Origin of the sequence: Aquipseudomonas ullengensis, from assembly GCF_014174475.1 — a bacterium.
Taxonomy (GTDB): domain Bacteria; phylum Pseudomonadota; class Gammaproteobacteria; order Pseudomonadales; family Pseudomonadaceae; genus Aquipseudomonas; species Aquipseudomonas ullengensis.
The window spans coordinates 288772-300519 of sequence record NZ_JACJUD010000006.1 but is presented as its reverse complement, the minus strand read 5'-3'; the positions used below and the strand labels follow the sequence as shown (position 1 = coordinate 300519).

The 11748-nt window shown below is 64.9% G+C and carries 13 protein-coding genes; 5 read left to right on the top strand and 8 right to left on the bottom strand.

Translation table 11 applies throughout. The features are described from left to right. Positions 1-19: 19 nt before the first annotated feature. Entirely contained in the window at positions 20-499 is a 480-nt protein-coding gene (locus tag H3H51_RS18180; RefSeq protein ID WP_183090482.1) for an RNA pyrophosphohydrolase, read from the bottom strand. Positions 500-644: 145 nt separating this feature from the next. Between H3H51_RS18180 and H3H51_RS18175 the strand changes: the two genes are divergently transcribed. Continuing rightward, on the top strand, positions 645-1298 hold the full coding sequence (locus tag H3H51_RS18175; RefSeq protein ID WP_183090481.1) for a histidinol-phosphatase: 654 nt from the start codon (positions 645-647) through the stop codon (positions 1296-1298). A gap of 79 nt (positions 1299-1377) precedes the next feature. On the opposite strand, the gene H3H51_RS18170 is transcribed toward H3H51_RS18175, so the two are convergent. Genes H3H51_RS18170 through ilvA form a run of 3 tightly spaced genes read right to left on the bottom strand, consistent with a single transcriptional unit; the run spans position 1378 to position 3913 of the window. Then, positions 1378-1845 (bottom strand): DUF2269 family protein, encoded by a 468-nt coding sequence (locus H3H51_RS18170; protein WP_183090480.1) that lies wholly within the window; start codon positions 1843-1845, stop codon positions 1378-1380. Between the two features lie 46 nt (positions 1846-1891). Beyond that, entirely contained in the window at positions 1892-2332 is a 441-nt protein-coding gene (locus tag H3H51_RS18165) for a DUF2269 family protein (protein WP_183090479.1), read from the bottom strand. 36 nt (positions 2333-2368) lie between these two features. Continuing rightward, positions 2369-3913 carry a threonine ammonia-lyase, biosynthetic gene (gene ilvA, locus H3H51_RS18160; protein WP_328803683.1) on the bottom strand — a complete coding sequence of 515 codons (1545 nt, stop codon included), beginning with the start codon at positions 3911-3913 and terminating at the stop codon, positions 2369-2371. 155 nt (positions 3914-4068) lie between these two features. On the opposite strand from ilvA, the gene rpiA reads away from it, so the two are divergent. Next, the gene (rpiA, locus tag H3H51_RS18155) at positions 4069-4740 is read left to right on the top strand and encodes a ribose-5-phosphate isomerase RpiA (RefSeq protein ID WP_183090477.1); all 672 of its coding nucleotides are present in this window, start codon (positions 4069-4071) and stop codon (positions 4738-4740) included. Positions 4741-4829: 89 nt separating this feature from the next. On the opposite strand, the gene H3H51_RS18150 is transcribed toward rpiA, so the two are convergent. The 3 genes from H3H51_RS18150 to speB are packed head-to-tail and all read right to left on the bottom strand — an operon-like array spanning position 4830 to position 7734. Then, a complete protein-coding gene (locus H3H51_RS18150; RefSeq protein ID WP_183090476.1) occupies positions 4830-6344 on the bottom strand; it encodes a purine-cytosine permease family protein in 1515 nt (504 codons plus the stop codon). A gap of 41 nt (positions 6345-6385) precedes the next feature. Next, positions 6386-6778 carry a YybH family protein gene (locus H3H51_RS18145; protein WP_183090475.1) on the bottom strand — a complete coding sequence of 131 codons (393 nt, stop codon included), beginning with the start codon at positions 6776-6778 and terminating at the stop codon, positions 6386-6388. Next, positions 6775-7734 carry an agmatinase gene (speB, locus tag H3H51_RS18140; protein WP_183090474.1) on the bottom strand — a complete coding sequence of 320 codons (960 nt, stop codon included), beginning with the start codon at positions 7732-7734 and terminating at the stop codon, positions 6775-6777. Before speB ends, H3H51_RS18145 begins: the two co-directional genes overlap by 4 nt. A 297-nt stretch (positions 7735-8031) precedes the next feature. Between speB and H3H51_RS18135 the strand changes: the two genes are divergently transcribed. Both H3H51_RS18135 and H3H51_RS18130 read left to right on the top strand, forming a co-directional pair. Continuing rightward, entirely contained in the window at positions 8032-8925 is an 894-nt protein-coding gene (locus tag H3H51_RS18135; protein ID WP_183090473.1) for a LysR family transcriptional regulator, read from the top strand. A gap of 134 nt (positions 8926-9059) precedes the next feature. Then, positions 9060-9392, top strand: coding sequence for a YegP family protein (locus H3H51_RS18130; RefSeq protein ID WP_183090472.1), 333 nt, complete (start codon positions 9060-9062; stop codon positions 9390-9392). 64 nt (positions 9393-9456) lie between these two features. Here H3H51_RS18130 and H3H51_RS18125 read toward each other — a convergent pair whose 3' ends face one another. Continuing rightward, entirely contained in the window at positions 9457-10377 is a 921-nt protein-coding gene (locus H3H51_RS18125) for an SdiA-regulated domain-containing protein (RefSeq protein WP_183090471.1), read from the bottom strand. A gap of 95 nt (positions 10378-10472) precedes the next feature. Between H3H51_RS18125 and H3H51_RS18120 the strand changes: the two genes are divergently transcribed. Further along, positions 10473-11483, top strand: coding sequence for an AraC family transcriptional regulator (locus tag H3H51_RS18120; RefSeq protein WP_220791065.1), 1011 nt, complete (start codon positions 10473-10475; stop codon positions 11481-11483). Positions 11484-11748: the final 265 nt, after the last annotated feature.

Here is an 11748-nt window from a genome sequence, read left to right as displayed (position 1 = left end):
TCGGGGTCGAACTCCGTGGTCAGTCGCGCGCCAGCAGGCGCGGGGCTAGTTCCTTGAGCGCGCGGCGATAGACCTCGCGCTTGAATGTGACAACCTGGCCCAGTGGGTACCAGTAACTGACCCAGCGCCAACCGTCGAACTCGGGCTTGCCGGTGACATCCATGCGTACCCGGTTCTCGTCACCGGTCAGGCGCAAGAGGAACCATTTCTGTTTCTGCCCGATGCACAGCGGTTGGCTGTGCGTGCGCACCAGACGCTGGGGCAGACGATAGCGCAACCAGCCGCGGGTGCAGGCGAGAATCTTCACATCCTGCTCTTCGAGACCGACTTCCTCGTTCAGTTCCCGGTACAGCGCCTGCTCAGGCGATTCCTGGGGATTGATGCCGCCCTGGGGAAACTGCCAGGCATCCTGGTTGATCCGCCGGGCCCACAGCACCTGACCGATATCATTGGTCAGGATGATGCCGACATTGGGGCGGAAGCCATCGGAGTCGATCACAACACAACACCTCGAAAACGCATGTTTCGGCATTGTTCCACAAAGCCCGCAGGCGCAGCAAACGCGCGGTTCCGCTAATGGGCAGTTGCGCGGAAAGCGGCTATTCTGGCGCCCTTTTCGACCCATTCGATGCAGGTAAAACCCCGTGCGCCTTGCTCTTTTCGATCTCGACAACACCCTGCTGGCCGGCGACAGCGACCACAGCTGGGGAGAATTCCTCTGCCAGCGTGGCCTGGTCGACGCGGCCGAGTACCAGGCGCGCAACGACGCCTTCTATGCCGACTACTGCGCCGGCAAGCTGGACGTGGTGGCTTACCAGAACTTCAGCCAGTCGATCCTCGGGCGTACCTCGATGGCGCAACTGGCGCAGTGGCATGGCGAGTTCATGGCCGAGGTGATCGAGCCGATCATCCTGGCCAAGGGCGAGGCGCTGCTGCAGCAGCACCGCGAGGCGGGCGATAAGCTGGTGATCATCACGGCCACCAACCGCTTCGTCACCGCGCCGATTGCCGCCCGCCTGGGCGTCGAAACCCTGTTGGCCACCGAATGCGGCATGCAGGACGGTCGTTACACCGGCCAGATCACCGGCACGCCGTGCTACCAGGGCGGCAAGGTGGTGCGCCTCGGCGAGTGGCTGCAGCAGACCGGTCACAGCCTCGACGACAGCTACTTCTACAGTGATTCGCGCAATGACCTGCCGCTGCTGGAGCAGGTCGCCCACCCGGTGGCGGTGGACCCGGACGATACCCTGCGCGCCATCGCCACCGAGCGTGGCTGGCCGGTGCTTTCGCTGCGCTGAATGTAGGGTGGATGGCGCTCTGTTCATCCACCAATGGCCCCGTTCGGTGGATCGATGGAGCGTGATCCGCCCTACGCAATCACAGCGGCTTGGCCACCATCAGCCAGAAGATTGCGATAAAAGCCAGAAAGGCCGGCCAGCCGAGGGCGAACCAGATGCGCATGTACTGGTTGGCCCGCTCCGGCAGTGGCGTGCCATCGCGCAGCGCCTGGGTGGCCATGTCGCGTACGCGCATCTGCAGCCACAGCACCGGCAGCCAGCACAGCCCGGCGAAGGCGAACAGCCCCGCGCTCCACAGCAACCACCACTGATTCAGCGGCCAGCCGGCGATCTTCGCCAAGGCCAGGCCGCTGAGTGGCTGGAACAGCGCGGTGGTGGCGATAAACAGCCAGTCAGCCGTCACCAGATGGCGGAAGGTGGTGGCAATCACCTGCACTTCACCACTGCGCCAGGCGCGCAGGGCGTAGTACGCCGAGCCCAGGCCGGTGCCGAACAGCAGGGTAGAGGAGAGGATGTGCAGGGTCTTGAGCAGCAGGTACAGGCTCATGGTCGAGCCGCCTGCTGCCGCGCCCTGGAGAAAGGCACCATCACAATCAGGCCGGCTTGGCCCCCATCAGGGCGAACAGCGCCAGCAGCAGGACCAGCAACAGCACGCCATAGGCGCTGGTGAAGCGCAGCAGCTTCGCCGGTGCCGGGCTGTCGCCCAGGGCCTGCCAAGCGCTCAGGCGACCATGCAGCAGTAGGCCGAACAGCATCAGCAGGGCGAACAGCCCGGCGCCGAGCAGTAGCCACAGCTGCCCGAGCGGCCAGCCGGCGATGTGCACCAGCCACCAGCCGCTGATTGGCAGGCTCAGGGCCACCAGGCCCAGCGCCGGCAGGCTGTACAGGCGGGTGACGCGCAACTTGCGCGCCAGCACGGCGGCATTGCCGCTGCGCTGGGCCTTCCACAGCATGAAGGCATGCGCCAGCAGGCCGAGCAGCAACAGCACGGCAGCCAGGCTGTGGACGATCTTGAGCAGGGTGTAATGTTCCATCACGGAGTCCTTGTGCGAGTCGCTTGAAGCGGATTGTTAACCGAGGAACAGCTGGTAGGCCGGGTTCTCGGTTTCATCCCAGTACGGATAGCCGATGGCGTCCAGGGCTGCCGGAATCAGGTGGCGTTCATCTTCCGGCACTTGCAGTGCCGCCAGCACGCGGCCGTCGGCAGCGCCGTGGTTGCGGTAGTGGAACATGGTGATGTTCCAGTGCCCGCCGAGCTTGGCGAGGAAGTTGAACAGCGCACCCGGGCGCTCCGGGAATTCGAAGCGCAGCACCACTTCATTGGACACCGCTGCCGCGTGGCCGCCGACGGTGTGGCGGATGTGCAGCTTGGCCAGCTCGTTGTCGGTCAGGTCGAGCACCGGGAAGCCCTGCTCGCGCAGGCTGCTGACCAGGACTTCGCGCGGGTCGTTTTCCGGGTGCGTCTGCACGCCGACGAAGATGTGTGCTTCCTTGTCGGTGTGGTAGCGGTAGTTGAATTCGGTGATCTGCCGCTTGCCGATGGCCTCGCAGAAGGCCTTGAAGCTGCCCGGCTTCTCCGGGATGGTCACGGCGATGATCGCCTCGCGCTTCTCGCCCAGTTCGGCGCGCTCGGCGACATGACGCAGGCGGTCGAAGTTGACGTTGGCGCCGGAGTCGATGCCGACCAGCACTTGGCCGCTGACGCCTTCGCGCGCCACGTATTTCTTGATCCCGGCCACGCTCAGGGCGCCGGCCGGCTCGGTGATCGAGCGGGTGTCGTCGTAGATGTCCTTGATCGCCGCGCAGATCTCGTCGGTGCTGACGGTGATCACTTCATCGACATAGGTCTTGCAGATATCGAAGGTGTGCTGGCCGATCTGCGCCACTGCCACGCCATCGGCGAACAGTCCTACGGTTGGCAGCACCACGCGCTCGCCGGCGGCCATGGCGGCCTGCAGGCAGTTGGAGTCATCCGGCTCGACACCGATGATCTTGATCTCCGGGCGCAGGTATTTGACGTAGGCAGCGATGCCGGCGATCAGCCCGCCGCCACCGACCGGGACGAAGATGGCGTCCAGCTGGCCCGGCTGCTGACGCAGGATCTCCATGGCCACGGTGCCTTGGCCGGCGATCACGTGCGGGTCGTCATAGGGGTGGATATAGACGTAGCCCTTTTCCTCCACCAGCTTCAGCGAATAGGCCAGCGCCTCGGGGAAGGCGTCACCGTGCAGCACCACCTTGCCGCCGCGCGAGCGGACGCCCTGCACTTTCAGCTCGGGGGTGGTGCGCGGCATGACGATGGTGGCTTTCACGCCCATGTGCTTGGCGGCCAGGGCCAGGCCCTGGGCATGGTTGCCGGCCGAGGCGGTGACCACGCCACGCGCCAGTTCTTCCGGGCTGAGTTGCGCCAGCTTGTTGTAGGCGCCGCGAATCTTGAACGAGTAGACCGGCTGCAGATCTTCGCGCTTGAGCAGAATCTGGTTGCCCAGCCGCTCGGTGAGCTGGCGGGCGGGTTGCAGCGGGGTTTCCACGGCGACGTCGTAGACGCGCGAGGTGAGGGTCTTCTTTACGTACTGTTCGAGCATCACGGCTTCACTGGCGGGCTTTTCACGGATTTCGGAGTCTACCCCAGCGCTCCAACCCGCGGCCACCGACAGTCTGCTCTGAAAACCCCATTACAGTAGGGCGTGGCGATAAAGCGCAGCCGATTGCGCCGGCTACGAGGCTATAATTCGCCCCTTCCCGTACTCCCCAGGCGCAGAACCCCGCGATGACCCAGGATCAGCTCAAGCAGGCAGTGGCCCAGGCCGCCGTCGACCACATCCTCCCGTTCCTCGACAGCAAGAGCGTGATCGGCGTTGGCACCGGTTCCACCGCCAATTGCTTCATCGACGCCTTGGCCCAGCACAAGATGGCTTTCGACGGCGCCGTGGCCAGCTCCGAAGCCACGGCGGCGCGGCTCAAGGGCCACGGCATCCCGGTGTATGACCTGAACAGCGTCAGCGAGCTGGAGTTCTACATCGACGGCGCCGACGAGAGCGACGAGCACCTCAACCTGATCAAGGGCGGCGGTGCTGCGCTGACCCGCGAGAAGATCGTCGCGGCGGTGGCCAAGACCTTCATTTGCATCGCCGACGCCAGCAAGCTGGTGCCGGTACTGGGCAATTTCCCGCTGCCGGTGGAAGTGATCCCCATGGCCCGCAGCCATGTGGCCCGCCAGCTAGTCAAGCTGGGCGGCGACCCGGTGTACCGCGAGGGCGTGCTGACCGACAACGGCAACATCATCCTCGACGTGTTCAACATGAGCATCACTGACCCGGTGGGCCTGGAGCGCGATATCAACGCCATCGTTGGCGTGGTCACCAACGGCCTGTTCGCCGCGCGCCCGGCCGACCTGCTGCTGCTCGGCACTCCTGACGGTGTAAAGACGCTCAAGGTCTGAGCCCGCGCGTCGCCCGGACTGACGTTCGGGCAGCGTAGAAACAGAAAACCCGGCCATGCGCCGGGTTTTCTGTTTCTAGCGGTCGACGATCAGGCCGTTTCAGCGCCTGCGATCGGCTGCGTGCCGGCTTTGCCCGCCTTGATCCAGCGTGGACCCTTGGGGCCATAGACCTCGGCGGGCTCGGGGAACAGGCTCAGCAGCAACAGGTACAGCGCCGCCGCCAGGCCGAGAGTGACCGGCAGGCTGATGTCGATGCCGCCCGCCAGCTCGCCGAGCGGGCCGACGAACTGCCCCGGCAGGTTGACGAAGCACAGGCCGACCACCGCGCTGGGAATCCAGGCGCCCATGCCGCGCCAGTTCCAGCCGTTGTGGAACCAGTAGGCGCCACCGCGCTGGCCGCGAGTGAACACCTGCAGGTCATCGGCGTGGTAGAAGCCGCGGCGCACCAGCAGGCCGAGGATCATGATCACCATCCACGGGCTGGTGCAGGTGATGATCAGCACGGCGAAGGTCGACACGCTCTGCACCAGGTTGAAGGCGAAGCGGCCGATGAAGATGAAGGCGATCGACAGCACGCCGATCAGCAGGGTGGCCTGCACCCGGCTGAGCAGGCGCGGCAGCACGCTGGACAGGTCCAGACCGGTGCCATACAGCGCGGTGGTGCCGGTGGACATGCCGCCGATCACCGCGATCAGGCACACCGGCAGGAAGAACCAGGTCGGCGATACGGCCAGCAGGCCGCCGACGTAGTTGTAGCTGGCGATGTAGTCCGGTGCCTTCAGGGCGACGATGGTGGCGGTGATCAGGCCGAAGAAGAACGGAATCAGGGTGCCCAACTGGGCGCCGATCACCGCCAGCATGATGCGCTTCTGCGAGGTCTCGCGCGGGATGTAGCGCGACCAGTCACCGAGGAAGGCGCCGAACGACACCGGGTTGCTCATCGCCAGCAGGGCGGCGCCGATGAAGGAGGCCCAGAAGCCTGGCTGACCCAGCTGCACGCTGCCGGCGAAGGCGGCGTCGAACGGCCCGAAGAAGGCCGCGGCGCCCAGCAGGAACAGCAGGCTGGCGGCCCACACGGCGATCTTGTTGACCCACAGCATGAAGCGGAAGCCGTAGATACACACCACCAGTACCAGCACGGCGAACAGGCCGTAGGCCAGGCCCAGGCTGAGATCGGTTTCCGGCAGGCCGACCAGGCGCTTGGCGCCGCCGACCAGGGCGTCGCCCGAACTCCACACCGACAGCGAGAAGAACGCGATGGCGGTGAGTAGCGAGAGGAACGAGCCGACCACCCGCCCGTGCACACCGAAGTGAGCGCCGGAAGACACCGCGTTGTTGGTGCCGTTGAGTGCACCGAACAGGCCCATGGGCGCGAGGATGATCGAGCCGACCAGCACGCCGAGCAGGATCGCCCAGGCGCCGGCCTCGAACGACAGGCCGAAGATCACCGGGAAGCTGCCCAGTACGGCGGTGGAAAAGGTGTTGGCGCCGCCGAAGATCAGGCGGAACAGGTCGAGCGGTTTGGCGCTGCGTTCGCCAGCGGGGATCTGTTCGACCCCGAAGGCTTCTATCTGTGTGATGGCGTGTTGCTTATTGTTGTTCATGCATTCTCTCCCGGGGGCACTATCAGTGTGGCGGCAGCTAGCTACTCCGGCATCGCCGACAAATGCTCATGGCAGGCCAGCCAACGGCCCTGTTCTTGTTGTTTTCGGAACACGATGGTCTCGCGCTCCAGGCTTTCGATCCGCTCGCCGCCCACCTGCAGGTGGGTGGTGACGTCGTGGATGAAAAGGGCGGTATCGCCCTGCAGGCTGACCCACGGGTTGTTCGAGGTGCAGCTCAGCACCTCGAAGCCGTCGGCCTGCCACTCCTGCCACAGCGCCTGGTAGGCGGCGCGTGACAGCAGCGGCTGCGGGCAGGTGTGGAAGATGAAACTGGCATCTTCGCTGAAGGCGGCGAAGTAGGCCTCGGTGTCATTGTTGGCGAAGGCCCGCACCAGTTCGCGGGCGGCCGCCAGTACCTGTTCGGTGGCAGTCATTTGCGCTGCACCCCCGGCAGGATGCAGAGCATTTCGTAGAGCAGGTTGGCGCCCAGCAGCGAGGTGTTGCCCGTGGTGTCGTAGGGCGGCGAGACCTCGACCAAATCGCAGCCGATGATGTCCAGGCCCTGGCAGCCACGGACGATCTCGATGGCCTGGATGGTGGTCAGCCCGCCGATTTCCGGGGTGCCGGTGCCGGGCGCCCAGGCCGGGTCGATGCCGTCGATGTCGAAGCTCAGGTACACCGGGCCGCCGCCGACTTTCTCGCGGACTTCGGCCATCAGCGGGGCGAGGGATTTGTGCCAGCACTCTTCGGCCTGGACCACACGAAAGCCCTGCTTGCGGCTCCAGTTGAAGTCCTCGGCGGTGTAGCCCTGGGCGCGCAGGCCGATCTGCACCACGCGGTCGCAATCGAGCAGGCCTTCCTCGACAGCGCGGCGGAAGGTCGTGCCGTGGGCAATCTTCTCGCCGAACATGTGGTCGTTGACGTCGGCATGCGCATCGATATGCACCAGGCCGACCTTGCCGTGCTTCTTCTTGATCGCCCGCAGGATCGGCAGGGTGATGGTGTGGTCGCCGCCCAGGGTCAGCGGCAGGATGCCGTGGTCGAGGATCTTGTCGTAGGACTCCTCGATGATGCGCACGGCGTCCAGCAGGTTGAAGGTGTTGATCGCCACGTCGCCGATATCGGCCACGTTCAGCGAATCGAACGGCGCGGCGCCGGTGGCCATGTTGTACGGGCGGATCATCACCGACTCGGCGCGGATCTCGCGCGGGCCGAAGCGGGTGCCGGAGCGCAGCGAGGTGCCGATGTCCAGCGGCACGCCAACGAACGCGGCGTCCAGCTGGTTGAGTTGTTCGTCGGATTGGATATGCGGCAGGCGCATCATGGTGGCGATGCCGCCGAAACGGGGCATTTCATTGCCGCCCAGGGGCTGGTGGAGGATCTTGTCCACGGGTGGCCTCACGGTGTTGTGGTTGTAATGGGGCACACGGGGAGCGAGCCCCGGGCTCAGGCTTGGCTCGGATTCTTGCGACGAATCGCAGCGGGAAGAATCGTCCAGGCGAAATAATTAGTTCAGAAATTTCTAAACTAATGGCCGGGCTCGGTAGGATGGCTTGAACGCAGCGCACCCCATGCCTGTGCTGCTGTTCTTGTAGGAGCCAGCTTGCTGGCGATGTTTTTGTGCCGGCCACTGATCGCCAGCAAGCTGGCTCCTACAGGCTGACTTACCGACCGCCAGGAATTCGTGATGACCCTCGCCCTGCCCGATCTCAAGCTGCTGCGCATCTTTGCCACCGTGGTGCGCTGCCAGGGGTTTGCTGCCGCCCAGCAGGAACTCAACCTGTCGACCTCGGCGATCAGTACCTACATGAGCCATCTGGAAACCCAGCTGGGCCTGAGCCTGTGTCATCGCGGTCGCGGCGGCTTCAGCCTGACCAGCAAGGGTGAGCTGTTCCACCAGGAGTGCCTGCGTCTGCTGGCCGAGCTGGAAGGCTTCGAGCGCTATTCGGCGGCGCTCAAGGGCGAGCTGCGTGGCACCCTCAACGTCGGCGTGCTGGATTCCACAGTGAGCGACCCGGCGTTGCCGCTGGCGGAGGTGATCGGCGCGCACAGCCAGGAACACCCGGCCGTGCACCTGCACCTGGCGGTGATGAGCCCGGCCGAGCTGCAGCTGGCGGTGCTGGAAAACCGCCTGGACCTGGCCATCGGCGCCTTCTATACGCGCATGAACGGCCTGGTCTACCAGGCCCTGTACCGTGAGCAGCACTGGCTGTATTGCAGTGATCGTCATCCGTTGTTCGACCAGCGCCGCATCCCCGCCGAGGTGATCACCCAGCAGCGCATGGTCGGGCGCGGCTACTGGAGCCAGAGCGAGCTGGCCCGGCATGGTTTCAAGCACAGCGCGGCGACGGTGGAATCGATGGAGGCGCAGCTGATCCTGGTGCTGTCCGGCGCTTATATCGGCTACCTGCCGGAGCATTACGCGCAGCCCTGGGCCGAGCAGGGTCGGCTCAAGGTGCTGTTGCCAACCACCTTCGGCTACCAGGCGCCGTTCTCCCTGGTGCAGCGCCGTGGCCGCTCGCGCGAGCCGCTGATCCAGACCTTCCGCGACCTGCTGCGGGCGCAACTCAATCCGTCCTGAGGCAGTAGCCCGGACTTCAGTCCGGGGATCTGGCGCCTGCGGGGCCGGACGGTTTTCCCGGACTGAAGTCCGGGCTACGGATTGGCAGGCAGCGTCTAGGCTTAGCGGACTTCCCCCACGACAGGAGTCAGCCCATGGCCAGCAAGTTCGTCCTGAAAACCGCCAGCGATGGCCAGTTCCACTTCAACCTGCATGCCGGCAACGGCGAGATCATCCTCAGCAGCGAGCAATACAAGGCCAAGCCTTCGGCCCTGGATGGCGTCGAATCGGTGCGCAAGAACTCCCAGCGTGACGGCGCGTTCGAGGTCAAGGCCGCCGCCAGCGGCAAGTTCCACTTCGTGCTCAAGGCCACCAACGGCCAGGTGATCGGCCAGAGCCAGTTGTATACCAGCGAGGCCGGTGCCCAGGCCGGCACCGAGTCGGTGAAGAAGAGTGCGCCTGAGGCGACTCTGCAAGACGACACCTGAGGTGCCGTAGGGCGGGTGCAACCCGCGTAGCCCGCCACGCGGGTTGCACCGGCCTAGTTCGAGACTATTCCAGCGCCTGTTTCTCGAACACGTAGAACAGGTTCGGCTCGCTGACCAGATAGAGCGTGCCCTGGTCATCCATCGCCACCCCCTCGGCCTGTGGCACACCTTTCTTCAGGCCGTGCTGGCCACCGAGCAGCGACAGCGCGCTGATCGGCTTGCCGTCGGCATTCAGCTCCAGCACCAGGCGCGACTCGTCCGACAGTGCCAGCAGATGATTGGTGCGCTCGTCGTACTGCAGGCTGGAGAGGTCACGCACGAACAGCCGCGCATCGCGCTCCGGGTCATCGACGATATGCACGGAGAATGGCCGCGCCGCGTCTACCTGCGGGAAACCATGGATCTCGTAGATGCGCACCGGGTCGCGCTCCTTGGCGGCGAACAGGCGATGGTTGGCCGCGTCGTAAGCCAGGCCCTCGAAACCCTTGTTGCCGTTCAGGCCGATGCCCAGGGACAACTGCTCGGAGTCGGCGGCATCGACGAAGGCGGTGTCATCGCTCAGGTGCACGCGGAACAGGCGCTGTTGGCGCTCGTCGGTGATCACGTAGACGTCGGTGCTGATGTACTCGATGGCTTCCGGATCGCCGAAACCGGTCATCGGCACCCGCCGCAGGATCTTGCCGTCGAGGCTTAGCTCGACAATCTCCGAGTTCTTGTTGGTGACGGTAAACAGGCTGCGCCGATCCGGGTCGAAGGTCAGCGCCGAGACATCTGCCAGCCCCTCGATCGGCATCGCCTGGCGGGTGGCGCGGTAGTCCGGCAGCCAGATCGACTTGTCGCGCCACTCGGCCGTGTGGCGCCATTCTTGCACCATGAACAGGCCGCGTTCGAACAGGCGAAAGTACTGGCCGGCCGTAATCAGCAGGGCAAGCGCCAGAACCACGAACGCCAACAGCAGGAACCGGGGTTTGCTCAGCAATCGCATCGTGAATTTTCTCGGTCGGGGGCGGGCATGACAGCAGGCTCTGCTGAATTGAAGCTTAATCGAGTTACCAATCGCCACCGGGAGGGCGAGTGGGCATGTCACTGTTACCTGAACAGCGTGTTCTGACTACCCTGCACACCGTTGCCCTCGCCGTGCAAGCCTTGGTGCGCACTGGCGTGCCGGCAGCACAGGTGCTGGAGGGTAGCGGCATTGACGAGGCCGACCTGGCCAGCCCGGCGCGCCTGGTCAGCCATGCCCAGGAACTGCGCGTGCTGGCCAACGCCTACGGCTACAGCCGCGATGCCGCGTTGGGCCTGAGCCTGGGCAAGGGTATGCATGTTTCGGCGTACGGCATCCTCGGCTACACCATGCTCGCCAGTCGCACCCTGGGTGAGGCGCTGCAACTGGCGGTGGCCCATCCGGCACTGCTGGGCACCTACTTCCAGCTCAGCCTGCAGACCGTTGGCGACGAGGTGCGGTTGAGCGCCGACGGCTACCGCTACGCCCCGGAAATGACCGTGTTCAACACCGAGCTGTGCCTGGCCTCGTTGCTCACCGTGGTGCAGGACCTGCTCGGCGAGGCGGTGCGCCCGCGCCGCCTGCTGCTGGGCTATCGCAGCCCGTTGCATGCCGCCAGTTACGGGGAAAAACTCGGCTGCCCGGTGGAGTTCGCTGCCGGCAGCAACGCCCTGTGCTTCAACCCGGCGCTGCTCGACCGTCCGCTGCGCCTGGCCGATCCGGTCAGCCACCAGCAGGGTCTGCAGCAATGCCTGCAACTGGAGGCGCAGTTCTACAGCCGCCAGGACCTGTGTGAACTGATCCGCCAGCAACTGGCCAGCGACCTCTGCCATTGCACCAGCCTGGAGCGCGTGGCCGCGCGCTTGCACCGCTCGGCGCGCACCCTGCGCCGCCATTTGCAGCAACTCAACACCAGCTTTCAGCTGCTGCTGGACGAGGTGCGCTACGACAAGGCGCGCCAGTTGCTGATACACACCGACCTGCCGATCTACCTGATCGCCGAACAGCTCGGCTACAGCGAAACCGCTAGCTTCCGTCATGCCTTCCAGCGCTGGAGCGGCTTGGCGCCAAGCAATTTCCGCCGCTGAATTCCATACTCTGTAGGAGCGAGCTCTGCTCGCGAATGCCCTTACCGAATCAAGCCCGGCCGAGCCCGTCTGCTGACCTGGTGGTGCGTAGGGCGGGTGAAACCCGCGTTTGCCTGCGCGGGTTTCACCCGCCCTACTGGCAACTTGGCCGCATTTATCCCCTTTTGACCGGAACTATCGTTCTGCCACTTCGGTGGCACTGCCAGAATCAGTCCAAAGCGGCCTAAAGGCCCCGATCTACTTCTAAAAAACCAATAATAACAAT